This window comes from Spirosoma pomorum (assembly GCF_054776615.1).
The window spans coordinates 1-26,756 of record NZ_BAAHBP010000001.1; the positions used below are offsets into that span (position 1 = coordinate 1).

Annotated in this window: 26 protein-coding genes; 13 read left to right on the forward strand and 13 right to left on the reverse strand. The window is 49.9% G+C overall.

All coding sequences use genetic code 11. From position 1 onward, the window contains the following. The coding region (locus tag ACYVAD_RS00005) for a transposase (protein ID WP_461137416.1) at positions 1 to 198 on the reverse strand (198 nt) is incomplete at its 3' end. A gap of 254 nt (positions 199 to 452) precedes the next feature. Between ACYVAD_RS00005 and ACYVAD_RS00010 the strand changes: the two genes are divergently transcribed. From ACYVAD_RS00010 to ACYVAD_RS00020, 3 genes are all read left to right on the forward strand, one after another. Then, positions 453 to 854: a hypothetical protein gene (locus ACYVAD_RS00010; protein WP_461137417.1), complete on the forward strand. Its 402-nt coding sequence runs from the start codon at positions 453 to 455 to the stop codon at positions 852 to 854. Positions 855 to 937: 83 nt separating this feature from the next. Beyond that, positions 938 to 1,282 (forward strand): hypothetical protein, encoded by a 345-nt coding sequence (locus tag ACYVAD_RS00015; protein WP_461137418.1) that lies wholly within the window; start codon positions 938 to 940, stop codon positions 1,280 to 1,282. 114 nt (positions 1,283 to 1,396) lie between these two features. Continuing rightward, positions 1,397 to 1,717, forward strand: coding sequence for a hypothetical protein (locus tag ACYVAD_RS00020; protein ID WP_461137419.1), 321 nt, complete (start codon positions 1,397 to 1,399; stop codon positions 1,715 to 1,717). Between the two features lie 357 nt (positions 1,718 to 2,074). Here the strand turns inward: ACYVAD_RS00020 and ACYVAD_RS00025 are convergent, their stop codons facing one another. After that, on the reverse strand, positions 2,075 to 2,572 hold the full coding sequence (locus tag ACYVAD_RS00025; RefSeq protein ID WP_461137420.1) for an ankyrin repeat domain-containing protein: 498 nt from the start codon (positions 2,570 to 2,572) through the stop codon (positions 2,075 to 2,077). A 361-nt stretch (positions 2,573 to 2,933) separates the two neighbouring features. Next, a complete protein-coding gene (locus ACYVAD_RS00030; RefSeq protein ID WP_461137421.1) occupies positions 2,934 to 3,698 on the reverse strand; it encodes a sulfite exporter TauE/SafE family protein in 765 nt (254 codons plus the stop codon). 109 nt (positions 3,699 to 3,807) lie between these two features. On the opposite strand from ACYVAD_RS00030, the gene ACYVAD_RS00035 reads away from it, so the two are divergent. The 8 genes from ACYVAD_RS00035 to pyrE all read left to right on the forward strand — a co-directional run bounded on the left by ACYVAD_RS00035 (position 3,808) and on the right by pyrE (position 11,024). Further along, a complete protein-coding gene (locus ACYVAD_RS00035; protein WP_461138496.1) occupies positions 3,808 to 4,461 on the forward strand; it encodes a heme exporter protein CcmB in 654 nt (217 codons plus the stop codon). A gap of 60 nt (positions 4,462 to 4,521) precedes the next feature. Beyond that, a complete protein-coding gene (gene ccsA, locus ACYVAD_RS00040) occupies positions 4,522 to 5,181 on the forward strand; it encodes a cytochrome c biogenesis protein CcsA (RefSeq protein WP_461137422.1) in 660 nt (219 codons plus the stop codon). Positions 5,182 to 5,273: 92 nt separating this feature from the next. Then, entirely contained in the window at positions 5,274 to 5,498 is a 225-nt protein-coding gene (locus ACYVAD_RS00045) for a CcmD family protein (protein ID WP_461137423.1), read from the forward strand. Between the two features lie 25 nt (positions 5,499 to 5,523). Continuing rightward, positions 5,524 to 5,964 carry a cytochrome c maturation protein CcmE domain-containing protein gene (locus ACYVAD_RS00050; protein WP_176568508.1) on the forward strand — a complete coding sequence of 147 codons (441 nt, stop codon included), beginning with the start codon at positions 5,524 to 5,526 and terminating at the stop codon, positions 5,962 to 5,964. Positions 5,965 to 6,049: 85 nt separating this feature from the next. Further along, complete coding sequence (ccsA, locus tag ACYVAD_RS00055; protein WP_461137424.1) at positions 6,050 to 8,734, forward strand: cytochrome c biogenesis protein CcsA; 2,685 nt, start codon at positions 6,050 to 6,052, stop codon at positions 8,732 to 8,734. Between the two features lie 63 nt (positions 8,735 to 8,797). Continuing rightward, entirely contained in the window at positions 8,798 to 9,028 is a 231-nt protein-coding gene (locus tag ACYVAD_RS00060; RefSeq protein ID WP_461137425.1) for a hypothetical protein, read from the forward strand. A gap of 39 nt (positions 9,029 to 9,067) precedes the next feature. Then, a complete protein-coding gene (locus ACYVAD_RS00065) occupies positions 9,068 to 10,354 on the forward strand; it encodes a hemolysin family protein (RefSeq protein ID WP_461137426.1) in 1,287 nt (428 codons plus the stop codon). 31 nt (positions 10,355 to 10,385) lie between these two features. Then, positions 10,386 to 11,024: an orotate phosphoribosyltransferase gene (gene pyrE, locus ACYVAD_RS00070; RefSeq protein WP_461137427.1), complete on the forward strand. Its 639-nt coding sequence runs from the start codon at positions 10,386 to 10,388 to the stop codon at positions 11,022 to 11,024. A gap of 61 nt (positions 11,025 to 11,085) precedes the next feature. On the opposite strand, the gene ACYVAD_RS00075 is transcribed toward pyrE, so the two are convergent. From ACYVAD_RS00075 to murI, 4 genes are all read right to left on the reverse strand, one after another. Next, positions 11,086 to 12,438 carry a dihydrolipoyl dehydrogenase family protein gene (locus tag ACYVAD_RS00075; RefSeq protein WP_461137428.1) on the reverse strand — a complete coding sequence of 451 codons (1,353 nt, stop codon included), beginning with the start codon at positions 12,436 to 12,438 and terminating at the stop codon, positions 11,086 to 11,088. Positions 12,439 to 12,588: 150 nt separating this feature from the next. Continuing rightward, positions 12,589 to 12,942, reverse strand: a complete 354-nt coding sequence (locus ACYVAD_RS00080) for a winged helix-turn-helix domain-containing protein (protein WP_461137429.1) — start codon at positions 12,940 to 12,942, stop codon at positions 12,589 to 12,591. A 77-nt stretch (positions 12,943 to 13,019) separates the two neighbouring features. Beyond that, a complete protein-coding gene (locus tag ACYVAD_RS00085; protein ID WP_461137430.1) occupies positions 13,020 to 14,651 on the reverse strand; it encodes an ABC-F family ATP-binding cassette domain-containing protein in 1,632 nt (543 codons plus the stop codon). 56 nt (positions 14,652 to 14,707) lie between these two features. Further along, positions 14,708 to 15,544 (reverse strand): glutamate racemase, encoded by an 837-nt coding sequence (murI, locus tag ACYVAD_RS00090; protein ID WP_461137431.1) that lies wholly within the window; start codon positions 15,542 to 15,544, stop codon positions 14,708 to 14,710. Positions 15,545 to 15,726: 182 nt separating this feature from the next. Between murI and ACYVAD_RS00095 the strand changes: the two genes are divergently transcribed. After that, positions 15,727 to 16,383, forward strand: a complete 657-nt coding sequence (locus tag ACYVAD_RS00095) for a DinB family protein (RefSeq protein ID WP_461137432.1) — start codon at positions 15,727 to 15,729, stop codon at positions 16,381 to 16,383. A 62-nt stretch (positions 16,384 to 16,445) separates the two neighbouring features. Here ACYVAD_RS00095 and ACYVAD_RS00100 read toward each other — a convergent pair whose 3' ends face one another. From ACYVAD_RS00100 to ACYVAD_RS00120, 5 genes are all read right to left on the reverse strand, one after another. Then, positions 16,446 to 17,720, reverse strand: coding sequence for a M20/M25/M40 family metallo-hydrolase (locus ACYVAD_RS00100; RefSeq protein WP_461137433.1), 1,275 nt, complete (start codon positions 17,718 to 17,720; stop codon positions 16,446 to 16,448). 185 nt (positions 17,721 to 17,905) lie between these two features. Then, positions 17,906 to 19,342, reverse strand: coding sequence for a TolC family protein (locus ACYVAD_RS00105; RefSeq protein WP_461137434.1), 1,437 nt, complete (start codon positions 19,340 to 19,342; stop codon positions 17,906 to 17,908). Then, positions 19,332 to 22,538, reverse strand: a complete 3,207-nt coding sequence (locus ACYVAD_RS00110) for an efflux RND transporter permease subunit (RefSeq protein ID WP_461137435.1) — start codon at positions 22,536 to 22,538, stop codon at positions 19,332 to 19,334. Before ACYVAD_RS00110 ends, ACYVAD_RS00105 begins: the two co-directional genes overlap by 11 nt. Positions 22,539 to 22,563: 25 nt before the next feature. Continuing rightward, positions 22,564 to 23,649 (reverse strand): efflux RND transporter periplasmic adaptor subunit, encoded by a 1,086-nt coding sequence (locus ACYVAD_RS00115; RefSeq protein WP_461137436.1) that lies wholly within the window; start codon positions 23,647 to 23,649, stop codon positions 22,564 to 22,566. 130 nt (positions 23,650 to 23,779) lie between these two features. After that, on the reverse strand, positions 23,780 to 24,058 hold the full coding sequence (locus ACYVAD_RS00120) for a hypothetical protein (protein ID WP_461137437.1): 279 nt from the start codon (positions 24,056 to 24,058) through the stop codon (positions 23,780 to 23,782). Positions 24,059 to 24,312: 254 nt separating this feature from the next. Between ACYVAD_RS00120 and ACYVAD_RS00125 the strand changes: the two genes are divergently transcribed. Further along, entirely contained in the window at positions 24,313 to 25,278 is a 966-nt protein-coding gene (locus ACYVAD_RS00125) for an alpha/beta fold hydrolase (RefSeq protein ID WP_461137438.1), read from the forward strand. A 58-nt stretch (positions 25,279 to 25,336) separates the two neighbouring features. Here ACYVAD_RS00125 and ACYVAD_RS00130 read toward each other — a convergent pair whose 3' ends face one another. Continuing rightward, positions 25,337 to 26,704, reverse strand: coding sequence for a HAMP domain-containing sensor histidine kinase (locus ACYVAD_RS00130; protein ID WP_461137439.1), 1,368 nt, complete (start codon positions 26,702 to 26,704; stop codon positions 25,337 to 25,339). Between the last annotated feature and the right edge of the window lie 52 nt (positions 26,705 to 26,756).

Sequence of the window (26,756 nt, forward strand, 5' to 3'; positions counted from 1 at the left end):
GGGGCCGCCCGCGCGGTAAACGGCCTGCCAGGGGGGGAAGTTCGGTGGCAGGTTGCGCCATTGAGTGCCGGTCCGTAGCAGCCACAAAATAGCATCCATGACTTGCTGAAGATTGTGCTTACGCTTGCGTTGAAGCTCGAAAAAAGGCGAAATTGTGCCCCATTGGAGGTCGGTCAGTGGCTCCCACTGTTTGGTCATGACTCTGTAGTTTGGCAACCACAAAGTTGGCACGACCTTCATGCTTCTTAATTCCTCAACACGCTCTAAGAGATTATTCTAAGATTACACGTCCAATATGAGTTGTCAAAAAAGATTGAATTGTTCTTTGGAAAGGGGACAGAAGAGAATGTGTTATGTTAACTTATTATTTTTAGATGAACGCCATCATTAGAAAGTAAAGCACCTATAAAAACGACTTCTAAATAGTAACAAAGATTCCTCAATCCTATTCTATGTTGTCATTCAGAAAACTCCTGGTCGATTTACAGCTTGCTATCTTCATCTTCTCGAGTAAATATGAATCGGTTGAGCAAGCTAGACAAAATAACACCATGCGGTTCTTGCTTTTGATGTTTCTTTATTACTTCTCTTTTTCGCTTTTGACAATGGGACTAGTAATGAAAAGAGTCGGCCCACTGCATTTAAATCGCTTTCAAGCTCTGATACTGGTGGTTGGTGTGCCCTTTACGTTATACAAGATCTTTTTAGAATCTTTAATCGTCCACGAATTTGATTTTAGCCTGGACCAACTTCAGCGAGCTAAGTACATTCGGCTCTACTGGTATGGAGCAATAGGAGGATTTGGCGCTCTTATTGGTACCATAGCCCTATTGATTGTATTACAAAATGTTTGAACCTAGGTCAACATAATGCCACTTATACAACAGACGTTTGAGCAACCATGGTACCTTTGCTTTGCTCAACATTAGTATCCTACATGACCATTACACCACAAAATTTACGGTTCTGCTATCTAGTCGCTTGCTACTTCGCTACCTTCTTACCTGGTTGGGGTCAGTCTCAAAAACAAGATAGTCTTCTAAACCAATTTGAAAGGCAAACCGTCCACTATTATATCAAACCAATAATTGGAATGCACTGGTCCTCCATGACCCGCCAAGGAGACGAAGGTTTTGCTGATGCAGATGCTTTTGATTTACGTAATCCCCGTTACGGCTTCATGGTTGGTTATCATACTGGACGAGTAACAATTGAAAGTGGGGTCACTACTCTACACGTTTATACGGGGCATCTATTTGTGGCTGATCCTCGTTTTACATAAAAATAGTTATAAAACACAACTAAATTTATTGATAAAAACTACCCTGATAGACTATCTTAAATTTTTTGTATTATTTAATTTTTTGTCATCTTGTTTCAGCTAACAATTTAGGCCATGAGAATTAAATACATTACTTCTGTAGTTTTAACGGCTTGCACTTGTTTATGCTTTACTGCTTGTAATAAAGCAGGTTCGGGGATTGTGCCAGTAGCACCTTTACAGATGACAATCAACGATCAGCCTCATTCTAAAATTAAGCCGCTTATTGTAGTTGACGGTGTTGTCTTTGACGATGTTATAAAACTTAAGGTTAGCCCCAATGATATCAAAAGCATGACTGTCTTGAGGTCAAGCGCAACCAATAATCTAGTAGACACATACGGCCCAAAGGCTAAAGATGGTGTAATTCTAGTAAGTACGAAAAAAAGTAAGTGACTGGTTAAAATTCATAAAGTAAAATGCCTGGCTACAGATTCCAATAGTCAGGCATTCTACTTTATAAAGGGGAGTTTTATAACTATTTTTATGTAAAGGGATAATAGCAAGAATCAGCTTTCTTCCTTCCGCTTCAAATTTGAGTATACAATAGCACCGGCTATAGCTAAATAGGTGAAAGGTATTTTATAATGCTCAATAGTTTGTGTGAAATTTTGACCTTGAAAAAGTTTGTATCCTGATTCGATCAGCCAGTCGATGAATACGATAACAACAAAAGTTATCAAAGTCCTGATATAAAAATTCTTATTCCTCCAAATACTCATAGAGATGAACTGTTATATAAGTGGCATTATGTTAGGCAAAGTCAGCAAAAAAAGGCTTTACATCGTAGTTAGCAATAGTTAAAGCCAAATCATAAGGGCTAATACCTAAGTGATTCTTTAGATAGGGATTGGCCCCAGCTTGTAATAGCAGCTTGATCAAGTCCCCTACTCCCCTTGAGTCAAAAGTAGCTCGCCAAAGTGGAGTATTTCCATACTCGTCTTGGAGATCAACCGCCGGATGCACAGATAACAAGACCTCTAAAATTGAAGCCTGATGCCCTTGTGCAGCATAATGTAAAGCCGTCCATCCCAGTTTATCGCTATGCTCGATATTAGCTGCATTTGCAGTTAACCAGCTCACTAGAGCCAAGTGCTTAGCCAGCACTGCATGGATTAGAAGGGTTCTTCCGTCTTTATCAGTTAGAAGGATGAATTCAGCAAAAGCAGTGAAATCGGATTTGGACAAGTCTAATGCATATACTCCGCTTACGACATCATTACTAAGGCGATCTTTTTTAACTACTGGCATTTTCGTGTAACTACTGGCATTTTCGTGTTGTATAATCAAACGTTATATTATTCAAAGTACAAACTTCAGGCAACATACCGTCTCACGAAACGCCCATTCAAGGAGATTGCTGTCGGCTCTTTTGTCGAGCTATACTTTGGTATATCGATCCGTCGCAGATAGCCATCTCAATAATCAACCGCAACGGCTGCCCGGATCTTTTTTGTCACTAGCAGATGAGTATGTGAGACTATTATAACGTAAATCATCCCGGTCTGTCTTCGTCCGCTTTTAGAGACAAAATTCAGGATGATTTAGGTTATTCTTGATTCGTAGCAAACACAGTCCGAGCTATTCGTACTCGCTACGAATCAAGATCTGGTCAACGCCACAAATCCCAGGCGAAGCGCATAATTGTAGCAGCAATGACGATGAGGAAAAAGATCCGGATAAATGAATTTCCTTTCAGAATAGCCAGCCGGGCACCCAGGAACGCGCCGGTCAGATTGGCAACGGCCATCGGAATAGCAACCGAGTAGAAAATTACCCCCTTATTAACGAAAAACAACAGACTGGCCAGGTTCGTCGACGCGTTAACCAGCTTAGCATGGGCGCTGGCTTTCAAAAAATCGAAGCCAATCAACGTAATGAAGCCAAGCACCAGAAAGCTTCCAGTCCCCGGTCCGAAAAAGCCGTCGTAGAAACCAACTACAGTCCCCATCAGCCACATCCGTATCTGTTGCTGCCGGGGTGACACTACCCGCTGGGGCATCTGCCCGAAATCCTTTTTGGTAAGCGTATAAATAAAAACACCGATCAGAATAACCAGTGCCAGCGGTTTCATGAAGTAGTTCGGCACGAGCGTCAGCGTGAGTGAACCCAGCCAGGACGCGCCAAACGCAATCGCCATCATGGGTCCGATAAACCGCCCGACGACCGCTACACGTCGGCTGTATTGGAAAGCACCCATCAGACTACCCGCCAGTGACGGAATTTTTGTTGTTCCGATCAGCGTTGGCACCGGATACTGCGGCAGGCTGAACAACATAGCTGGTGTCTGAATCAACCCGCCCCCACCAATAATGGCATCAATAAAACCTGCCACAAACGCAAATCCACAAAGCGTACCAACCAACTCATAAGCCATCGGCGGCAAAAGTAACCAAAAACAGTTCAGCCCTTTTCCTTACTCTTTCCAGGTTCTGATGTAAATTTGTGGTTTGAAACAAACCAGTCTCGTGGAATCAGTACGTCAAATGGGTGCCTTGATGCGGAAGGAATTCCTGCTGGAGTGGCGGCAACGTTACGCACTCAATGGCATGCTGCTGTACATCGTCGGATCGGTGTTTGTCTGCTACCTGAGTTTCAACGCCCGGCGGGGTATTCTAACCCCCATCGTCTGGAACACGCTGTTCTGGATTATCCTGTTATTCAGCGCGATAAATGCCATTGCCAAGAGTTTTGTGCAGGAACGCGCCGGTCGCCAACTGTACTACTACACGCTGGCGAGTCCACAGCAGATCATTCTGGCCAAAATTGCCTACAATACGATTCTGATGCTGGTTTTGTCCCTGCTGGGCTTTGGGGTATATGCTTTCGTGCTGGGCAATCCAGTGCAGGACATTGGCCTTTATCTGGTCAGTCTCGTGCTGGGCGCCATCGGCTTCTCCTCATCGCTGACGCTTGTTTCGGGTATCGCCAGTAAGGCCGAAAACCCGGCGACGCTGATGGCGGTGCTGAGCTTCCCAATTATCCTGCCGCTACTGCTGATGCTGCTGGAAATTTCGAAGAACGCCATGGACGGCCTCGACCGGAGTGTGAGCTGGGACGAAGCCGGTATCGTGCTGGCGATCGATGCCATCGTGCTCACATTATCCTGGCTGCTGTTTCCGTTTTTATGGCGGAGTTAAACGATTTTCTGGACGTACTGTCCAATCAATGCATGACTGCCGGGTCACCGGCACACTGATATGAAAAAAAATTGGTGGAAGGCCTTCGCCGTCCTGATTCTAACCTACGTTGTGCTACAGGGTCTGCTGGGTACAGTTCCCCGGCAACCGATTCTGAACGAGAGTATCCGGAACGTATACTTCCATGTGCCGCTCTGGTTTGGTATGATTGTGCTGCTGCTGACTTCGGCCGTTTTTTCAATCAAGTACCTACGCTCGGGCAAGTTTGATGACGATCTGATTGCCGTTGAATTTGCTAATACGTCGATTCTATTCGGTCTACTGGGTTGCCTGACGGGTTCGCTCTGGGCAAATTTCACCTGGGGAGACCCCTGGCCAAATGACCCGAAGCTGAACAGTGTAGCCGTTGGCATGCTGCTTTACTTCGCTTACCTCATTCTGCGCGGGTCTTTCGACGACGAACAGCGCCGGGCCCGGATCTCAGCTGTTTACAACATTTTTGCCTTTGCCGTTTTCATTCCACTTATCTTCATTGTCCCCCGCCTGACGGATTCGCTGCACCCCGGTAACGGTGGCAACCCGGCCTTCGGGAAGTATGACATGGACAGCCGGATGCGGATGGTCTTTTACCCAGCCATCATCGGTTTCACGCTGCTGGGCGTCTGGATTACCGAACTACGCGTTCGGATGCGTCGTCTTCGGGCGGCCCTGGAGGAATGATTTAGTATTATTTTTCGTTACTTTATTGATTAATCCGCCCGCAAAAGCCTGGGTTGATTAACCTGACTTAGCTAAAGCCAATGAGTCTATTTATGAATGTCCTGACAGCCTTACAGCAACCCGTTGAGGAAGGCGTCGCCATGGCCGATCAACTGCGGGCCGACGGTAAGATCTGGGTTGTGGTCGCGGTGATTGCGGCCGTCTTTGCGGGTATTATCGTGTACCTGATTCGACTTGACAGTCAGCTCGGCAAGCTGGAAAAAGAAGTGACTTCTCACACGAACGATACGCGTCGTAAAACGCAGGGTATCAGCTAATAGAACTTGTCTTTCCCGTAATTCAATGAAAATCACTCATATCCTCGGTATCATCGTCATTGCGATTGCCATTGGCATCATTGTCTCAACAGCAGGTGACGCTAGTGCGTACGTCAACTTCAAACAGGCCTCCGAACTGGCAAAGGATGGCAATGATAAACTGATTCACATCGTCGGCAAAGCGCCCAAAGACGCCCAGGGGCACGTAACGGATGTCGTTTATAATCCCCAGATCGACCCGAACTACTTTGAGTTCACGCTCATCGATAATGACAACCATTCGGAACGGGTCGTCTATAACAGCCCCAAACCACAGGACTTTGATCGTTCGGAGCAGATCGTGGTAGTTGGCAACATGGAAGGTGATCACTTCAAGTGTAATAAGATCCTGCTGAAATGCCCATCCAAATACCAGGACGGCAAGCTGGAAACAACCGAACACGAAGTCAAAACGGCCCAGTTATAAAGAGTGGAAGAACAATAGAGCGATAGAGCAATACGCCAATTCTCTTTCGCTCTATCGCTCTTTTCCCCTTTCCCTCTTTACATTTATGATACACACTACAGTCGGTCAACTCGGCCATTTTTTCGTCATTCTGTCGTTTGTTACGGCATTGGTGGCAACAGTGGCTTATTTCTTATCGTCACTCGGTCTGCGCCGGGCGCTGGCGGCTCAACCTGCCGCTGAACGTAACGAGGAGGCAGCTCTGGACTACGAATCGGGCGACACGCTGACTCTACAGAAGCCCAAAGTTCGTCGGAACGTAGCGACGGGCGGAAAAGCTGGCGCTACAGCACCTCCCAAAGACGATTGGCGGACGCTGGCTCGCTGGGCGTTCTATATCCACGGCGCGGCTGTAGTTGGTATTGCGGCTTCGCTGTTCTATATCATTTACAACCATTACTTCGAGTACCACTACGCGTGGAGCCACTCGTCGTTGTCGTTACCCGTGCATTACATGATTTCGTGTTTCTGGGAAGGTCAGGAAGGTTCGTTCCTGCTCTGGCTATTCTGGAATGCGGTGCTGGGCGGCATTTTGATTCAAACCAGCGGCAGCAAGTGGGAAGCGCCCATGATGACCATCTTCGCGCTGGTGCAGGCGTTCCTGGCATCAATGATTCTGGGGGTTGTCTTCGGTGACTGGCTCAAGATCGGCTCCTCGCCGTTCCTCTTGCTGAAAGAAGCGATGCCCGATGCGCCCATCTTCACGATGAACCCTGATTATGTTCCAAAAGATGGTAACGGCTTAAACCCACTGCTGCAGAACTACTGGATGGTGATTCACCCACCCACGACATTCCTGGGATACGCCCTAACGCTGGTTCCTTTCTCGTACTGCATTGCCGGTCTGTGGCGGAATCAACCCCTTGAATGGATTCGTCCCGCGCTTCCCTGGACGCTGGCCGGCGGCATGATTCTGGGAACGGCTATCATGATGGGTGGCTACTGGGCCTACGAAACCCTGAACTTTGGTGGTTACTGGAACTGGGATCCCGTCGAAAACTCAGTTTACGTACCGTGGCTGGTGCTGGTCGGTGCTTTGCACACCATGCTGATCGCCAAGAAGAGTTCAACGGGTCTGAAAACGTCGATCATCCTGACGATTGCCACCTTCCTACTAATTCTGTATTCAACCTTTCTGTCGCGCAGCGGTATCCTGGGTAACGCATCGGTCCACTCGTTTACGGATCTTGGTTTATCGGGCCAGTTGTTGATTTACATGCTGGCGTTCCTGGTCTTATCAGTAGCGTTGGCGGTCAGCAAGTGGAAGTTTATTCCCAGCGACGAGCAGGAAGCATCAGTATATACCAAAGAGTTCTGGCTATTTATCGGCGCTACAGTACTCTGTCTGGCTGCTTTTCAGGTAACGGCGACTACCTCGATTCCCGTCTACAACAAGATTCTGGAGTCGTTCGGAAAGGTATCGAACCTAGCTCTACCCGCCGATCAGGTGGCCCATTACAGCAAATTTCAGATCTGGTTCTTTATTGTTATCGCGTTGCTAACGGGCGTTGGCCAGTACATGTGGTGGCGTAAAGTGGATAACAAAAAGTGGGATGCGCTCATTACCCCCGCTATCATTACGTTGTTGATCAGCGCGGGTGTTATTGCTTTTGGCTCAATCACGAACCCGGTTTACATGGCGTTGCTGGTAGCCGCAGTTTTTGCTCTGGTCGCCAATACAACCATTATTCTGGATATTATTCGCGGCAACTATCGCCTGTCTGGCGGGGCTATTGCTCACGTTGGGATGGCGTTAATGCTACTAGGCGTTCTTTATTCGGCGGGTTATTCGCGGATTATTTCGATCAATAATAGTGGTCTGGCCATCTCGAACCAGGCAGAGTTCACGAAGAACGACAATAAGGAAAACAAAGAGAACAAGCTTCTGTGGCTGAACCAGGGTGAGCAGATGGGTCCTTATCAGCTCACGTACCGGGGTCGCCGGATTGAGGCCCGCGACGTACCGGGTTATCTTCCGCAGAAAGCGGTTTCGGTCATCGAAGGTGACTTCCATGGTATTGCTCAGCAGAACATTGAACAAAACGGTAAGCTGTACTACAAGAAAGGTGATACGCTGGCTCTCTATCCAGAAAACACCTATTACGAGGTGGAATACCGGGAGCCCAGCGGCAAAATCTTTACGCTTTATCCACGGGCGCAGGTAAACGACCGTATGGGCCTGCTGGCATCACCTGATATTCGGCACAAAATGGACCGGGACATGTATACGTTTGTCTCATCAGTACCAGACCCAGGCTCGGAGCGAAGCTGGGGAAAAACCGAAAATTATACGATAGCCGTTAAGGATACCTTCTTCCTGAACGACTACGTCGCCATTCTGGATAACGTGACTCGGACAAATGATGTCGAAGGGATGGAGATTGGTCCCAATGATGCAGCCGTTCGCGCCCACATTCGGGTATTGGATAAAAACGGCGAACACATTCTGAAGCCAGCCTTCATCATCAAAGATCGGATGGTTGGTCGCCGGGCCGATACGAGTGACGAGTTGGGTATCCGAATTCAGCTCAATGCCATTGATCCCGCAAGCGGTAAATTTACCTTTGCCGTCAACCAGACGCAGCGCGATTATATTGTACTGAAAGCGTACGAAAAACCACTCATCAATGTTCTCTGGATTGGTACGTTGCTGGTCATTGTCGGGTTCCTATTGGCTGGCATTCGGCGGTACCGCGAATTTTCCAAAATGAAACATAAAGGTCTGGCTTAATCGAATCAAACCACCAAACGGCTAACGTAACGATTTACGTTAGCCGTTTGGCTTACTTCGCTTATGAAGCTTCCTGAAACGCTCACACTAGCCGCTGCGGTTGGCTTTCTTATTCTCTGGATCGCGGAGTATCAGCGTACAACATTCGCCGACAGTTACTGGTTGCTGATGTTGTGCCTGTCGTTTCTGCTGCTGTTCCAGTTTATTCGCAATCGACGTATCGAAAGCGATAAAGAAGTTTCGCCAACCATCAAACAAATGGCGGCTGATCGTCAGAAAAAGAAGAAAAAATAAGCAGGTATCTTGCCTGCATTTGTCAAACTACCTTACCATTTGGAAGCCTACGCCCTACTTTTCGGAGCCCTACTAACCCTGGTCCTCGCCGGGTTCTTCTCGGCGGTTGAGATGGCGTATCTGTCGGTCAACCGACTGTATTTTGAGCTGCACAGCAAACAAGGACCTTTGGGCGAAAAGCTGGTTTCCAGCTTCCTCAAAAACCCAATCCTGTTTATTGGTACGACGCTCAGCGGAAATACGCTCTTTCTGGTGCTTTATGCGGTACTCGGCGTATTGATTCTTAATCCGATTCTGATTGAGCTACTGCCCGATTCGTACACGCACCCGTTCTGGCTCATTGTGATCGAAACGGTCGTACTAACGGTCGTTTTCATGCCGCTGGCTGACTACCTGCCCAAGAGCCTGGCGTTGATCCATCCTGACCGTTTCCTTGAAAAACTAGCCGTACCGCTCTGGGTGATCTATAAGATTATTGCCCCCATCGTTCGGTTGCTGGTGAGTACGGCTCGTTTCATCATTCGCTACGTATTAGGCAAGAAAAACCCGGAAATTCGGCCTGTCTTCGGCCTAACGGATCTGAACCAGTACCTCCAGGAGCTCAACCAAACGGCTGATCCATCGGAGGAAGTTGAAGTAGATTCACGCATTTTTAACAATGCCATTGAGTTTCGGGAAGTCCGGGTGCGGGATTGCCAGGTTCCCCGAACCGAAATTGCGGCCGTCGCTATCGATGACTCTCTGGAAGAGCTCCGACAGGCGTTTCAACAAAGCGGCCACTCCAAGATCATTGTTTATCGAGACACGATCGATGATGTACTCGGCTATTGTCACGCACTGGCGCTCTTTCAGAAGCCGACCAGTCTTGAATCGATCGTAACCCCTATAATCGCCATTCCAGGAACTATGCTGGCGCAGGACTTATTGCTCCGGTTTCTGGCCGAGCGGAAAAGCCTGGCGCTCGTCGTTGACGAATTTGGCGGTACCTCCGGGTTAGTCAGTGTAGAAGACATCGTTGAGCAGATATTTGGTGAAATTCAGGATGAGTTCGATACGAACGAAGACTGGGTAGAACGGCAAATCGATGATAAGACCTGGGTGCTGAGCGCACGACACGAAATTGATGATCTAAATGAAAAATACGGCTGGAACATTCCCGAAGGCGATTATGATACGCTGGGCGGATTGATTCTGGCGGCCAATGAAGACCTGCCTCGTGTTGGCGAGGTAATTGAATTTTTCCCGTTTACGTTTACCATTATTTCGATGGACGGTACCCGGATCGATACGGTTAAAGTGCATATCTCAGGCAAGCGACCGGATTAAGTTACGAACCTTCTATCTCCCTACTACTACTGTGGATCAACTGACTACCCAACAGGCCATTGCCCGGCATCTGCTCACCGTTAAAGCCGTACGGCTCCAACCCGACAGTCCCTTTACCTGGAGTTCAGGCTGGAAATCGCCCATTTACTGCGATAACCGCGTTACGCTGGCCTACCCCGACGTACGGACGTTCATCAAAAATGCGCTGGCGGATGCGATTCGGGAGCGTTTCCCTGACGTAGAAGCCATCGCTGGTGTGGCCACGGCGGGCATTCCGCAGGGTGTTCTGGTCGCCGACGTCTTAGACCTGCCCTACTGTTACGTTCGTCCCGAGCCAAAAGCACACGGTATGGGCAAACAGATTGAAGGGCAGTTGAACGAAGGCCAGAAAGTAGTAGTCATCGAAGACTTAATTTCAACGGGTGGCAGCTCACTAAAAGTGGTGGACGCACTGCGAAAAGCGGGCGCCGAAGTGCTGGGAATGGCGGCTATTTTTACATACGGCTTCCCGGTTGCCGACCAGAATTTTGCCGAACGTAATGTCGAACTGGTTTGCCTGAGTAACTACGATGCACTTCTCCAGGAAGCCCAGGCACTCAACTACATTCCTGCCAACGCGCTGGACTCGCTGTCGACCTGGCGCCAAAACCCGGCGGAGTGGGGCAAATAATAAATTGTACTAAAGCCAGCAGGGCGCCGAAATTCTCGGCGCCCTGCTGGCTTTAGTACAATTATTCTCTCGGCAGCATCGACGACAGATTTGAGGCATGCGTTGGATAGGCCATCAATGTACTCGCCAGTTCTTTGGCTGGAATCTTATATTTTATTGCCAGCGTAAAGACGTTGATCAGCTCGTCGCTGCCGGCGCCCAGTAGATGCGCTCCTACGACCAGTCCGGTCTTTTTGTCAACCAGCGTTTTAAAACCGGAAACGGGCTCGTTGATACGTTTCGAACTGTACCAATCTTTTGTTTCCTCGCAGGTTACCGTTACGTCCAGACCTTCCTCGCTGGCCTGTTCTTCCGTCAAGCCGACAGCGGCCAGTGGGGGCAACGTAAAGACAGCCGATGGTACCGGATTATCCGTGTACGTCTTCGATTTTTCTTTCAAAACATTACTCCCGACAATACCCCCTTCGTACGAAGCCAGGGGAGTTAGCGGTTTCCCTTTGTCGTTAACGTCACCACAGGCGTAGACAGCTGGATTGGAAACCGATTGTAAGTATTCATTGACGACAACGCCCTTTTTGCTTACCTCTACCCCTGCTTTATCAAGCCCCATATCAGCGACATCAGCTACCCGGCCCGCAGCATGCACCACCAGCTTAGTCTTCACTGACTGCTTTGCTCCCTCCTGTTTAAACTGAACCGTTAGTTGATTGCCTTCGCCATCGATTCCTGTCACTTTGGCTTCCAGCAGCACCCGGATACCTAAATCTTCAGTAGCCTTGGTGAGCATCGTTACCAGGTCGGCGTCGAACTGTTCAAGCGGCCGTTTACCTTGATGGATAATTGTTACGTGAGCCCCCGCCCGGGCGGCAATGTGGGCAAACTCAAAGGCGATATAACCTCCACCAATCATTACAATCTCGTCCGGCAACTGGGGCAAGTCTAAGAACCCCGTACTATCAATTAGCTTATCTTCACCAGGAATGTTTATCGGTTGCGGGGCGGCTCCAGCTGCAATCACAAACTGCGTAGCCGTTAGTGTTTCTTCACCAACCTTCAGTTGATTCTTCGACACGAACGACGCTACGCCATGAAACCGGGCAATCCCCTGTTCCGCAAATTTCTCTTCGGTGTTTTCTGGAATAGATTCGACAAAGGTTTTCTTGAATGCCATTAGATCAGCCCAGTTAATTGCGGCTGACTGACGTATGCCTTTGCCCTGAAGGTCGGTGGAGCGACTTACGATTTCGGCGGCCCCGACCAGCACTTTTTTGGGATCACACCCGCGCTGCGAGCATGTACCACCAAAGGGCAACTTATCAATAATAGCTACGGATTTTCCAGCGGCACGGACCTCTTCGGCAACCGTTTTTCCCGCCGAACCAGTCCCAATAACAACAACGTCAAATGTTTGCATAAAAAGTGAAGCGAAGGCAGTTCATAGATGTAACCAGAATTAAGCTGCTCTAGCTAAAAAAACTGATTATTCACTGCGTGGTTGCTGACGTACTGATTATTAACAAATCAATAGGTGTATGCCGTAAACTCCACTCGTCCGTAGGTCGTGTCAGTGTGATTGGGTGGACAACGTGGCGAGAGCCCGCGTTTCCAGATTTAGAAACTGCTGAAAGCGCTCCTGTAAACTGCGGTAATACGCCAGATACCGTTCTCCTTCCGGCGTTATAACGGTTCCACCGCCCTTTTCACCACCGGTTTGGGTACTGACCAGTGGTTTGTCAGCCTGTGCGTTCATCGACTGGACCAATTCCCAGGCTCGCTTATACGACATCTGCATGGCTTTTGCTGCCTGATTAATCGAGCCAGTACTGGCGATATGATCCAATAACTCCAGCCGACCGATCCCCATAAATCGTTCGTCCGTTTCGAGCCATATTCGTCCATTTACCCGTAAATCTTTCATGCTAGTCAGTACAATAAAAAACCACCGTTCGTACCGGCGAAGGTAACAAACGGTGGCTTAAAATGAATAACGGCCGTTTACGCTACAGCTGCGTACAGTTCCTCACGCTGTTGCTTGACCCGATCGTCGGTCAGGAACTCGTCGTAGGTCATCAGCTTATCGAGCACACCAGCCGGCGTTAGTTCAATAATCCGGTTGGCAACGGTCTGCACGAACTGGTGGTCATGCGACGTGAACAAAATAGGCCCTTTGAAATCGATCATCCCGTTGTTCAGCGATTCGATCGATTCTAGGTCCAGGTGGTTGGTTGGCTCGTCGAGCATCAGGGCGTTAGCACCCGACAGCATCATTTTCGACAGCATACACCGCACTTTCTCACCCCCACTGAGCACCGTCGCTTTTTTGAGTGATTCTTCGCCCGAGAACAGCATCCGGCCCAGGAAGCCCCGGATAAAGCTCTCGTCTTTCTCTTCCGAATACTGGCGCAGCCAGTCAACCAAGTTCAGGTCGGTCTGGAAGAACTTGTCTTTCTCCGTATCGTTCGGGAAGTAGGACATCGTAATCGTAATACCCCACCGGAACGTACCAGAATCAGCTTTCCGCTCACCCGCCAGAATATCCAGCAGCGCCGAAACGGCCAGGCCATCACGGCTGTACAGGAAGATTTTGTCGCCTTTGTTTACCGTGAACGACAGGTCTTCGAATAGTTTGGTACCGTCTTCCGACGTATACGTCAGGTTTTCGACCGTCAGGATCTGATCACCGGGTTCACGCTCAGGTTTGAAGTGAACGTATGGATATTTCCGAGACGACGGCTGAATATCATCAATCGTGAGTTTTTCCAGCAACTTGGCGCGGCTGGTTGCCTGTTTCGATTTAGACGCGTTGGCCGAGAAACGACGGATGAATTCTTCGAGTTCTTTCCGTTTATCTTCGGTCTTCTTGTTCTGATCCTGGCGTTGTTTCAAAGCCAATTGGCTTGATTCATACCAGAACGAGTAGTTACCAGCAAACAGCTTCACTTTGCTGAAATCAACGTCTACAATCTGCGTGCAGACCTGATCCAGGAAGTGACGGTCATGGCTTACCACAATCACGGTATTATTGAAATTGGCCAGGAAGTTTTCGAGCCAGCTAACCGACTCTACGTCCAGGTTGTTGGTTGGCTCGTCAAGCAGCAGCACGTCAGGGTTACCGAACAGCGCCTGCGCCAGCAGTACCCGCACTTTTTCCGAACCGTTCAGGTCGCTCATCAGCGAATAATGCAGGTCCTCTTTGATACCCAGACCCGACAGCAGACTGGCGGCATCCGATTCGGCGTCCCAGCCGTTCATTTCGGCAAACTCGGATTCAAGTTCAGCGGCCCGTTCACCGTCGGCATCCGTAAAGTCAGTCTTGGCGTACAATACGTCTTTTTCCTGCATGATGTCATACAGGCGTTTATTACCCATGATGACCGTTTGCAGAACGGGGTATTCGTCGTACGCGAACTGGTTCTGGTTCAGCACCGACATCCGTTCGCCGGGGGTCATACTGACCGAGCCAGTTTGTGGTTCGATTTCGCCCGACAGTATTTTTAGAAACGTTGATTTACCCGCTCCGTTGGCGCCGATGACGCCATAACAGTTGCCGGACGTAAATTTTATGGTGACATCGTCAAACAGCACCCGCTTACCATAGCGGAGCGAGACGTTAGATACGTTGATCATTAGGTAATTTCTGTTCTAGATTAGTGATACAAAGGTACGAAATTCTTGCGGGATGCCTAGAGCGTCAGTTGCACTGACCGAACAGCTTCTCCGTAAAATATGGCGACCTGTCGATCAAAATCGGCGGTTGAGTCCGTTGTCAGAAACGTGCGCTCACCGTGTTTACTGCATTGTTGATCAATTACCGGGTGTCGTTGCAGATAATCCGCCAAACTATCCGCAACAAGTTCACCCTGGCTAACGATGGCCATACCAGCTGGAGCTGCCTGTCGGATCTTGTTGATCAATAATGGATAATGGGTACAAGCCAGGAGCAGCGTGTCGATGTCGGGCGACTTCGCCAGCAAGCGGTTAATGTGCTGGTTGACGAAGTAATCAGCTCCGGGGCTAGCGAACTCACCATTTTCGACCAGCGGCACCCACATGGGGCAGGCTTCCTGAAATACGTTCAGTTCCGGAAAGAATTTCTCAATTTCAACGACATACGATTCCGACGTAACAGTACCGCGGGTCGCTAATATACCAACATGCCCCGTCCGCGAATAGTTGCCAATGACCTCGGTTGTTGGCCGGATGACACCCAGCACGCGTCGGTCCGGTCCGTCAGATCCCATATCAGTCATTCCAGGTAAATCCAGTTGCTGAATATTACGTAATGCCTTCGCGGAGGCTGTGTTACAGGCTAGTATCACCAGCCGACAGCCGCGCGCAAACAGGTGCCGAACGCACTCCAACGTGTACTGGTAGACGGTCTCGAAGGAACGGTTCCCGTACGGCGTTCGAGCGTTATCGCCCAGGTAGAGGTAGTCGTACTCAGGCAGCTTTCGAACAATCTCGCGCAGAATGGTCAGACCACCGTAGCCCGAATCAAACACGCCAATGGGTTGATGCATACAAGTAGATTATTACTAACAGCCAGCAGTCGGCTGGAGGCTCTTCCCATAACTCAGTGCCCGGCCGGTTGAGTTCATTGGCACCGCTTATCCTTTGCATAAAAGCTCACCAGGCCATTTTTCAATCAGTAGCGAAACTAGTATCTTCGATACTCATCCTTTCACTCTTATTTTCTTAGGCCATGAAAAATTCCCTATCCCGACGTCAGTTTATGAACAGCGGCTTGACGGCAGCAACTGGTCTGGCCGTGTCGAGTCTTCTCCCCACCCTGGCCTTGGCAACCGGTTTTCCTCCCGACAAAAATTTGCTTGTCGTCGGTCCGGTAGACGGCTACTCGCCGATGATTGGCACCCTGGTTTCGATGATGCGCTACAACCGCGAAACAATTATCAATTCCATCAAGAATCTGACCGTCGCCCAGCTCGACTTTCTATTTGATGGGAATGCCAACACCATTGGCGCGCTGGTCATGCACCTTGGTGCAACGGATAAATTCTACCAAATCAACACGTTCGACGGTCGACAGGAGTTTAATGAGGTTGAAAAGAAAGAGTGGGGCTCGGCCATGGAACTGAACGATGCTGGACGGAAAGAAATCAAAGGACACGACGCGCAGTATTACATTGATAAGATCACGGCCGTGCGGGATGATACGCTGGCCAAACTCAAAACCAAAGACGATGCGTGGTTGCTGGCGCTCGACCCGATCTGGTCAAAGCAGCAGCCAGTCAATACGTACTGGAAATGGTTTCACGTCTGCGAGCACGAATCAAACCACCGGGGTCAAATCACCTGGTTAAAGAGTCGACTACCGGGCGCTAAACCGGCGAAGGACTAACGTAAAAGATGCCCGAACAACAAATGAATACAGCGTTCGGGCATCTTTGCATTGTTGTCTGGTTACCGCGTCAATCGATAGAGTAAAACGGCCGTCCGTTGAATCAGGAGCGGGTACTCTTTGCTATTCATACTTTCTTCAATGCTGTGTGCTCCTTTGCCCGATGCCCCCAGCCCATCAAGGCAGGGCAGGTATTCGGCGATGAACGATACATCGCCCGCGCCCCGTGATCCCGGATCGCCAGCAGCAACGGGACCAAGGCCCATATCCCGGCTTACTTTATCTACTTCCAGACGCAATTTGTCATTAGCTGCTGTAGGCTCCATCGACGGAATTCCGTCGGCAAACGTAATTTTTGAGCCAGTCAGCGGCAGGCTTTTGCTAACGATCTCGCGCATCCGGTCGCGGGCTTTTTCTTTCTGCGCTTCACCTAAGAACCGTAAATCGCCTTTTACCAGCGCTGAGCCAGCAATAATATTCGTTTTGCCGACAGCACGCGCTTCGGCCGTTTTATCGTCGTATTTTACGTCGGCCCCACCCACGATCAGGCCGGGGTTGAAGGTCAGATACTGCTCCTGGCCCAGCACCCGCCGAAACTCGGTCAGAATTCGGGCAGCTTCGTAGATGGCTCCGTAGCCCAGGTCACTAAAAATCCGCGACGAGTGGCCTGAGCGCGCTCGTACATCCAATGTCCAGCTACTCGATCCCCGCCGACCAGTCGTGACGAGGTTAAGTCCCTGCGCCGTTTCGAAGGCCAGTGCTAGATCACACTTTTTAGCCCGCTCGATGAAATCCAGGCGACTTGCTATGCCTCCTCCGCTTTCTTCGTCGCCTGTCAAATATACTGTGATATTGGTATCATCCAGCAACTTCTGCTGCTGCATGGCTTTCAGTGCGGCAATGATCATGACATCACCACCCTTTATGTCGTTGACTCCCTGCCCCGTCACGGTCGAATCGTTGGTGTGCGTGTACGGCTCCATCGGCAGGCTTTTTTCAAAAACCGTATCCAAGTGACCGATCAGAAACAGCTTTTTTCCTTTCTTACCGGGCCGGGTCGCCACCAGATGCCCCGCCCGGTTGAGCGAATCGGGCAGGTTTACCCAGTCAACCGTAAAGCCGAGTTTCTTAAACTCGGCCCCCATCAGGTCGCCCACTTGCCGGACGCCTTCTTTGTTGAGCGAGCCACTGTTGATGTTAACGACTTTTTCCAGGAATGCTTCGGTTTCCGGCATCTGCTTTTTCACCGTTGTAATCAGTGTCGACTCGGTTTTGGTAAGCGACTGGGCGTAGGTTGAATAGCCACCCAGCAGCAGGAACAGGATAAGTTTTTTCATAGCCAGTTGTCAAGAGGCTGTATATCTTGCTAAAATAGGGAGAAGATCATCGGCGGAAAAGCGTCGATGATAAACAGGCGTACGTTGGGAGGAGATACTTGCATACAAACAAAACCGCCAGGCAACCTAATGGCTACCTGGCGGTTTGTCGTATTTATGTAGTGAATGGTACGATTGGCAGGTGTTTATTTCCAGCCGCCCCCCAATGCCCGGTATATATTGACGGTAGCATTGATCTGCTGCATTTTGGTCTCAACCAGGTCGAAACGGGCTTCCAGGGCGTCCCGCTGGGTGAGCAGCACTTCCATGTAGTCAGCCCGGGCTGATCCAAACAACGTATTGGCAATGTCGGTCGACTGCGTCAACGCCGTCACCTCCTGCGTTTTCAGGTTATAACTATTTTCGAGGTTGCTGATATTTGCCAACTGATTGGCTACTTCTACGTAGGCGTTCAGAATCGTCCGTTCGTAGTTGTAGACGGCCTGTGTCTGCCGGGCATTAGCACTAGCATAAGCAGCTTTTATGCCGTACCGGTTAACCAGCGGTGCGGTCAAGCCACCCGCCAGCGAATATAGAATGGACTGTGGCGTCGACAGCAGGAAAATCGGATTGAAGGCTTCAAAACCTGCCCCGGCTGTAATATCCAGTCTAGGATAAAAGTTAGCCCGAGCTACCTGTACGTCAAGTTTAGCTGCCGCCAGATCCAGCTCCGCCCGCTTGATGTCGGGGCGATTCGCCAGCAATTGCGCTGGTACACCCGCCCGAACGATCGCTGGCGTCAACGTTGCAAACGACTGCGAACTACGAACGACTGGCTGTGGAAACCGACCCACCAGGAAGTTAATCCGGTTTTCTGTTTCGACGATTCGTTGCTGAACCGAGTACTGCATCTCGCGGGTATGAAGCACCTGGGCTTCGAACCGACGTACGGCGAGTTCAGTCACCCGGGCCGATTCTTTCTGCAACCGGACAATCCGCAGGGCGTTGTTCTGAATATCGATGTTCTCTTTCAGGATAGCCAATTGGTTATCATACGCCAGCAGTTCGTAATACGACGTAGCAATTTCACCAATCAGGTTGGTCATCATGAAATTACGTCCTTCGGCGCTGGACTGGTAGCGGAGTACCGCTGCCTGCTTGGCGTTACGTAGCTTCCGCCAGATATCGACCTCCCAGCTGGCAAAGGCCCCAAACATAAAGTTGGGTAATGGATCGGGAACCCGGCGCTCTTTGATAGTAAGGGCTTCTTCCGTTGCCCCTTGCAGCGTATAGCGGCCCGGGCGTTCAAGACCTGCTTCACCGCGTAGTCTCAGGAAGGGAAGATACTCCCCCTGACGAGCCTGAATCTCATTTCGGGAAATCGCAATTTCCTGCGTCGTGATGTTCAGTTCCTGGTTATTCTGTAGCGCCGTACCGATCAGCGTATCCAGGTTCGGGTCAGTAAAAAACTCTCGCCACGTCACCGGTCCTGTCGTGCGGGCCGTATCCGTTGTGTTGACATAACTCACCGGCACGGCTCTATTCTCTGTCTTCGTTACTAAAGCAGGGGTTTTGCAGGCCGTATTGATCAAGGCGACAGACAAGGTCACCCCGACCCAAGTGGCTATTTGCTTACTTCTCATTGACTTCACTTTCTTCTAGGTGGGAGAAACTGTCTACGGAATGAACCAGGTTTTCGGTTAGCGAATCGCTTTCTTCATCCCGGATCATCTTACGACCATCGGCCAGACTACCGAATATATAATATAGGCCGGGGATGATGATGACACCGAAGATGGTCCCGAACAACATGCCGCCAAGTGCTGAAGCACCGATGGTTCGATTACCAATTGCACCGGCACCAGAGGCAACAATCAACGGAATCAGTCCGGCCACGAACGCGAACGAAGTCATCAGGATCGGGCGGAAACGAACTTTAGCTCCCTCGATAGCCGCATCCAGAATTGTGGCTCCCTCCTGCCGTTTCTGTACGGCAAATTCCACAATCAGTACGGCGTTCTTACCGAGCAGACCAATCAGCATGATCAGGCCAATCTGCGCATAGATATTGTTTTCTAGCCCCATTGCCTTCAGCATGAAGAACGAGCCAAATACCCCAACCGGTAGCGAGAATACTACCGCCAGCGGAATGATGAAGCTTTCATACTGAGCGGCCAGTACCATGTATACGAAGGCCAGTACAATCAGGAACACGTAGAGCGACTCATTCCCCCGGATGGCTTCGTCATACGAAAGTCCTTCAAAGGCAATGTCGTATCCTTTCGGCAGCGTCTTGGCTGACACTTCGCGGATGGCCTGGATGGCATCGGCCGTGGTGTAACCCTTAGCTGGCTGCCCCTGGATAGCGGCCGAATTATACAGGTTGAAGCGGGTAATCTCGTTTGGCCCCTGCCCTTTCTTCAGTTTCATGAACGCCGAGTACGGTACCATTTCGCCCTCGTCGTTTTTCACGAACAGGTTCAGCAGGTCAGAAGGCAACCGCCGGAAACTAGGATCCGACTGGACGTATACTTTAAAGAACTGGTTGTACTTGATAAACCCTTGTTCGTACGTACTACCGATCAGGATGTTCAGGTTATCCATCGCTTTTCCGATCGATACGCCTTTCTGCATCGCCAGCTTGTTGTCGATCTCCAGTTCGTACTGCGGATAGTTGGCGGCAAAGAAGGTGAACAGGCCCGTCAGTTCTTTACGTTTGCTCAGGTTCGCCAGGAACTCTTTATTGATCTTGTCGAATTCGCTGTAATCCGTATCGGTGTTTTTGTCCAGCAGACGCATCGAGAAACCGCCCGACGTACCAAAGCCGGGAATCGCTGGTGGCTCGAAGAATTCAACGGTCGCGCCGAGGTTTTTCGTTTTCTCTTCCAGCTCTTCCATGATCTCTTTCACGTTCTTGTCGCGATCCGACCACGATTTCAGGTTGATCAGACAGGTACCGGCGTTGGAACCCCGACCTTCGGTCATGATCTCGTACCCCGCCAGCGACGATACCGATTCAATACCCGGCACCTCTTCGCAGATTTTCTGGAGATTGCGCGAAACCCGGTTGGTTTGTTCCAGCGTAGAGCCAGGGGGCGTCTGAATGATGGCGTAGATTGTACTCTGGTCTTCGTTCGGAATGAATCCGGCTGGTAGTATCTGGTTTTCGTACGCAATGCCCACGCAGAAAGCAATCAGAACACCAAACGTAACGACACGCCGACTAACGATTAAGCGGAGCAGGCCTACGTAACGGCCGGTCAGTTTATCGAAGCTCCGGTTGAACGCGTCGATACCTTTGTCCAGCAGGTTTTTCTTACGGGGATGTCCATGATGATTTTTTAGCAGCATGGCACACAGCACCGGCGTCAGCGTCAAGGCGATCAGGGCCGAAATCACAATGGAACTGGCCATCGTAATCGAGAACTGACGGTAGAACGTACCAACCGGACCGGTCATGAATGAGATTGGCAGGAACACCGATACCATCACCAGCGTAATCGCGATAATAGCGCCACTGATCTCACCCAGTACTTCCCGAACCGCACCGAACGGTGTCAGCCGCGGCTTTTCTTCCATCTTGGCGTGCACGGCCTCCACCACCACAATGGCATCATCGACCACGATACCAATAGCCAGTACGAGAGCAAAGAGCGTAATCAGGTTGATGGAAAGGCCAAACGCCTGAATCACGAAGAACGCCCCCACCAGCGATACCGGTACCGCGAGGATCGGGATCAGTGTTGACCGCCAGTCACCCAGGAAGATAAATACAACCAACGCAACCAGGATGAACGCATCGCGCAACGTATCAATTACCTGCTCGATCGACGCGTCCAGGAAGTTCGACACGTCATAGCTGATCTTATAGTCCATCCCCGGCGGGAACGACTCTTTCATCACGGCCAGTTTTTCTTTGACTTCGTCGATTACGTCGCTGGCGTTACTACCGTAGTTCTGGCGCAGTACGATAGCGGCCGATGCATGGCCATCCAGGTTCGAATAAATATCAAAGAATTCGCTACCCAGCTCGACCCGGGCGATGTCGCGCAGGTGGATGCTCTCCCCCGCCGAATTGGCCCGGATAATGATATCTTCGTACTGTTCCGGTTTGTCGTACCGGCCCTTGTAGGTCAGTACGTACTCAAGCGACTGAGCCGCAATACCGGAGCTTTGCCCGATCCGACCCGGACGACCGATGATACTTTGCTCACCAATGGCCTTCATCACCTCTTCCGTCGAGATATTATAGGCCCGCATACGCTCCGGATTTAACCAGACGCGCATGGCGTACCGGCGGCTACCCAGAATCTGCGCCCGGGCAATCCCTTTGGTCCGCTGGATTTCGGGGATCATCTTAACCGTCGCGTAGTTGAACAGGAATTTTTCGTCAATGCTCTTCTCTTTCGAGTAGAGATTAACGTACATCAGCATACTGGGCTGAATTGGCGTAATGACGACCCCTTCACGCTGTACCAGTTCAGGCAGCAGCGGCATAACCTGGTCTACCCGCGTTTTCACCCGGATAACGGCGTCGTTCGGATCGGTGCCCGGTTCGAAAATAATCCGGAGAGTTGCTTCACCGGCGCTGGTCGCATCGGTAGCGATGTACCGCATGTCCTGCACCCCGTTGATGGCCTGTTCCAGCGTAATCAACGTTGATTTAACCAACACGTCAGCACTGGCCCCAGGATACGCAATAAAGATATTGACCGTAGTGGGCGCAATATCCGGAAACTGAGAAATTGGTAACTTCTTGATCGCCAATATCCCGACAAAAACGATCATGATCGATATCACAATCGCGAATACGGGCCGACGTATGAATTTACTGAACATATCTTCCGCTTGTTAGAGAGTGGGATTACTCGGCATACAGCCCCAGATGGGAGATGACGGAGGCAGGCTTCTCGAAGTTGTACTGTATTTTTTCGTTTTCTTTTACCTGACGTAACCCCTCCAGCAGGATCTTATCGTCTTTATTCAGCCCAGCGCTCACTACGAAAATGTGCGGCATCTCGGCAGCTACCGTGATCTCTCTCGACCGAACTTTGCTGTCTTTGTCGATCACATAGACGTATTTCTTTTCCAGCACCTCGAACGTAGCTTTCTGTGGAATGATCAGGGCATTTTTGAGAGGTACCGTCATCCGCACATTACCCGTCTCACCGTGACGTAACAGTCCTTTGGGATTGGGGAACGTGGCCCGGAAAGCGATGTTTCCCGTTTCACTGTTGAAGTCAGCTTCGATGGTTTGCACCACGCCTGGGTACGGGAACAGCTCGTTATTCGCCATCACCAGGTGAACATTTTGTGGTCCGTTGGCGCGGGCTTTGAAATTGAGGTATTCGGCTTCCGGCACGTTGAAATACACCCACATCTTGCTGTTATCCGACAGCGTCGTCAGCAAATCGCCCTCCTCGACCATGCTACCCAGCCGCACGCGGAACTGGTCCATCATACCGCTGAAGGGCGCCTTGATCGTGGTAAATTGCAGGTGCGTCTGCGCCAGGTTCACATCGGCTTTTGCCTTGTCGAACTTCGCTTTGGATAGCGCCAGTTCGGTTGGTGCAACGATCTTACTATCAGCCAGTTTTTTGGTGTTCTGGTACTCGATGTCGGCATAGTTGGCTTCGGCCTGTGATTTTTGCAACTCGGCCTGGTACACAACCGGCGTAATCTGAAACATCAGTTGTCCCTGCCGAACGGCCTGTCCTTCGTCCACGAAAATCTTCTGGAGGTAGCCTTTTTCCAGCGCCCGTAGTTCGATGTGCTGAATGGCGTGAATCTGCGATACATACTCTTTTGTAACCGTCGTGTCTTTCTGCAAGGGACTGGTTACCGAGAACTTAACGACTTCCTCCTGTTTCTCTTCCTCGTGCTTCGTGCAGCTTGTAACGCTCACCAGAGCGCTTAGGCTCATGAGCATAAAAATTTTCTTGGCATTCATCTTAGTTGAAGCGGTGGGCGTCGGCCCTATTAATTTACTGCTGGAATAGGTTGATTGTATACTCGGCATTTGCTCGCTCCGGTCAGGCCTTATCCAGCTACCAGAACTTGTTGAAAGGGGTTTCATAGTATCACGGAGACGGTTGTTGAACGGCAATGGGTTGACCGGGCGGAACCTGTTCCAGTCGGCGAATTAGGCTATCCTGCTGGCGGTTGGTTCGTTGACAATCGGAAAGTTGCTGTTGCCAAACGATCTGCTCTACCGGATGCGCGGAGCTGCTTAATTCGTACTCATAAAGACCTTGCTGATGGCTCTGTTTATACAACAAAAACCCATTAAACACCAGCGAAAGAGCCAGTGCCAGCCCAAAGCTGTACAGCAAAATCGAGGGGAAAGTCCGGCGTTGCATAGCAGGTGTCTGTCTTAATTGACACAAATCAACTACCAGGACATTAGAACGACGTGAGAAGGAAATTTATAAGTTGTTAAAAAGGTACTATAGCCTCCCACATTTCTAAGCTTACAGACCTGCCTTATAACCAAAAAATACTATTTAAAGCTTAAATAAGTAAACTCCAGCTTGTTACTTCTTCTTCTTAATAGACTGGTTAACCTATGGTAATACTTCGCATAAATCCTCTGTTTGTACTCCTCTTTATAATCTTGTGCCGCCAGTCCATTAGCAGCGCCCAAGTAACTGACTCACTACTCAACGAGGCTCGAAAACAAGGACAGGGACGGCTGCTGCTTGTAGAAAACAAGTATCGACTTTGGGTAGAAGAAGCCGGCACCGGCGACACGGATTTACTCATTTTACCCGGCGGACCCGGTGATAGCCATAAGGGATACGTACCTTTTCTTCGTAACATGGCTGATCGGGGTGTTCGCGTCCATATTCTGGACATAGTCGATTGTGGCTTATCAGATCGAACACAAGACTCGAACTACTGGAATATAGCAAATTACATCCGGGACATAGAAAGCGTCCGTAAGCAGTTAGGTTTGAAAAAACTTTACCTGTTGGGCCATTCATTCGGTGGCTTAGTTGCTTTGGAATACGCCAAACAACATCCAACCGTTTTACAGGGTATTATTGTGTCGAATATGACCGATAGCTGGTCTGGAGTAATCCAAAATGCAGGTAACTATCTGGATAGCTTATTATTTCATAATCCTGAAGGTCAACAGATTATTCGACAAATGCAGTCGATTGACAGTACGTCAGCCATGTTTCGTCAACTGACGAATCGATATGATAGCTTATCCGGACAGTTGTTTAATCAATTTACTAACCTAGCCAAATCGGACGTAACCCCAGCGCTGCAACCGCTCTACTCCTCACCGGATACACTGATCGGAAAAAACCTAGACGTGTACCAATACTTTTGGCAATCGCAGGAGATTAACGACTGGGATTTCAGACCACATTTAAGCCAGCTCCACCTACCTGTTTTAGTAATGGGTGGCGGCCGGGACTACGCACTTACGATCAAAGACATGACTCGCATGAAGGCCAGTTTACCGAACGCTACCTTAGCTTTTTGTCCGCAAGGAGGTCATGTTCCATTTTGGACGGAGGACGACCTTTACTTCCAGCCGTTGTTGACGTTCCTAAAAACCAAAAGGTAAATCAGCGCTTACCCATCGGCACTCAGGCAATACGTTTCCCGCAAACGAGTCTGCTCGATCAGGAAGTTTGGCTGTATCGTGGCAATGTAATGGTCACTGTCGTTCCCTGACCAACGCTGGAAATAATTTGTAGGCTGCCCTGGTGTAATTCTATAATTTTCTGCGTGACCGCCAGACCAATGCCGTAGCCGGGCACACTCCCTACGTTTTTCCCCCGGTACAATGGATTTAGAACATGCGCGGCATCTGTTTCGGCAATACCAACTCCCTTATCAGTTACGACTACGGTAATCTGATCATTTTTTGTCTCCAAAAGAACTGAAACTGCATCGTTGGAATATTTACAGGCGTTGTCGAGCACGTTCAGGAACGCCGTTGTCAGCAGCATCATGTTGCCTTTTATCGTAAATGCTTCTTCTTCAGTTGCCACGAATTGAAGCGGTAGATTACGACCCGGGTATTTCGACTGCACTTGACCAATCGCCGTTAGCAGACAATCATCCACCTGCGTGCTGGTGAGCGTAAGGGTACTACCCGTGACCTTGGCGAGGCCCAGTAACCCATTGGTCAGAGCAATCACCCGTTTTAGTTCATCGACGGCAACTTCCATACTTTCCCGCCAGTCGGTTGGATTTTTGTCGTAACGCAGGGACGTTTCCAGCGTTCCCAGAATGTTGGTCAGTGGCGTGCGCAACTCATGAGACGCATGAGACACAAAACTGCGCTGAGACACAAACGCATCCTCCAGCCGAAACAGCATCTGGTTGAAGGTCATAGCCAGCTGCGCGATTTCGTCGCGCCGGTTCCGCTCATCGACGCGCTTGTCCAGCCGGGTGGCCGTAATCTGTTCTACTTCATCCACAATCTGCGAGATGGGTTTCAGCACCCGCCCCGAGAAGTACCAGCCGGCCAGCACGATCAGCGCAAACCCAAGCAGGTTAGCGAGCAGTAGAATCTGCTGCAGCGTCCCTAGTTTGGCAAAGCCGATCCGGTCGTAGCCCGAGGCAAAGATGTAAAACCGCTGACCCCGATCCTGAAAGGGCAGCATGATTGATTCGAGATGACCATTTCGGAATTCGACCAGTGAGTTACTGGTTACCAGGTTCGCAATCTTCTCTTTGTAGTACTCACTGTCCTTCAGCTTTCGATTGGTAAAGACCAGGTTATGCCGACTGTCATAAATACTAATCTGCTCCTCCACGATTGAAAGCAGGTCCGTACGAACCATATTCTTAAAGAAATCATCATGCAGATGCCGCCGGGAAATCAGAACCCGTCCCGTAACGCGCGCTTTGGCCTCTAGTCGGCTGTAGAACTCCTCCTGCCGGTACAACGAATAAAAATACCAGACCAACAGCGACAACGTCACCTGAATAGCCATTGCCAGCAACGTAAAAATAATCGTCAGTCGATTTCGAATAAGCATGGTCGCAGGCCGATTACAGCCTTTTCTACGCCTTACGGCGATTCAGGAGAAA

Bases quoted from the DNA above. Each gene is read 5' to 3' on its own strand.
- ACYVAD_RS00010 (WP_461137417.1), top strand. From the start codon at position 453: ATGTTGTCATTCAGAAAACTCCTGGTCGATTTACAGCTTGCTATCTTC.
- ACYVAD_RS00015 (WP_461137418.1), top strand. From the start codon at position 938: ATGACCATTACACCACAAAATTTACGGTTCTGCTATCTAGTCGCTTGC.
- ACYVAD_RS00020 (WP_461137419.1), top strand. From the start codon at position 1,397: ATGAGAATTAAATACATTACTTCTGTAGTTTTAACGGCTTGCACTTGT.
- ACYVAD_RS00025 (WP_461137420.1), bottom strand. From the start codon at position 2,572: ATGCCAGTAGTTAAAAAAGATCGCCTTAGTAATGATGTCGTAAGCGGA.
- ACYVAD_RS00030 (WP_461137421.1), bottom strand. From the start codon at position 3,698: ATGGCTTATGAGTTGGTTGGTACGCTTTGTGGATTTGCGTTTGTGGCA.
- ACYVAD_RS00035 (WP_461138496.1), top strand. From the start codon at position 3,808: ATGGGTGCCTTGATGCGGAAGGAATTCCTGCTGGAGTGGCGGCAACGT.
- ccsA (WP_461137422.1), top strand. From the start codon at position 4,522: ATGAAAAAAAATTGGTGGAAGGCCTTCGCCGTCCTGATTCTAACCTAC.
- ACYVAD_RS00045 (WP_461137423.1), top strand. From the start codon at position 5,274: ATGAATGTCCTGACAGCCTTACAGCAACCCGTTGAGGAAGGCGTCGCC.
- ACYVAD_RS00050 (WP_176568508.1), top strand. From the start codon at position 5,524: ATGAAAATCACTCATATCCTCGGTATCATCGTCATTGCGATTGCCATT.
- ccsA (WP_461137424.1), top strand. From the start codon at position 6,050: ATGATACACACTACAGTCGGTCAACTCGGCCATTTTTTCGTCATTCTG.
- ACYVAD_RS00060 (WP_461137425.1), top strand. From the start codon at position 8,798: ATGAAGCTTCCTGAAACGCTCACACTAGCCGCTGCGGTTGGCTTTCTT.
- ACYVAD_RS00075 (WP_461137428.1), bottom strand. From the start codon at position 12,438: ATGCAAACATTTGACGTTGTTGTTATTGGGACTGGTTCGGCGGGAAAA.
- ACYVAD_RS00080 (WP_461137429.1), bottom strand. From the start codon at position 12,942: ATGAAAGATTTACGGGTAAATGGACGAATATGGCTCGAAACGGACGAA.
- ACYVAD_RS00085 (WP_461137430.1), bottom strand. From the start codon at position 14,651: ATGATCAACGTATCTAACGTCTCGCTCCGCTATGGTAAGCGGGTGCTG.
- murI (WP_461137431.1), bottom strand. From the start codon at position 15,544: ATGCATCAACCCATTGGCGTGTTTGATTCGGGCTACGGTGGTCTGACC.
- ACYVAD_RS00095 (WP_461137432.1), top strand. From the start codon at position 15,727: ATGAAAAATTCCCTATCCCGACGTCAGTTTATGAACAGCGGCTTGACG.
- ACYVAD_RS00100 (WP_461137433.1), bottom strand. From the start codon at position 17,720: ATGAAAAAACTTATCCTGTTCCTGCTGCTGGGTGGCTATTCAACCTAC.
- ACYVAD_RS00105 (WP_461137434.1), bottom strand. From the start codon at position 19,342: ATGAGAAGTAAGCAAATAGCCACTTGGGTCGGGGTGACCTTGTCTGTC.
- ACYVAD_RS00110 (WP_461137435.1), bottom strand. From the start codon at position 22,538: ATGTTCAGTAAATTCATACGTCGGCCCGTATTCGCGATTGTGATATCG.
- ACYVAD_RS00115 (WP_461137436.1), bottom strand. From the start codon at position 23,649: ATGAATGCCAAGAAAATTTTTATGCTCATGAGCCTAAGCGCTCTGGTG.
- ACYVAD_RS00120 (WP_461137437.1), bottom strand. From the start codon at position 24,058: ATGCAACGCCGGACTTTCCCCTCGATTTTGCTGTACAGCTTTGGGCTG.
- ACYVAD_RS00130 (WP_461137439.1), bottom strand. From the start codon at position 26,704: ATGCTTATTCGAAATCGACTGACGATTATTTTTACGTTGCTGGCAATG.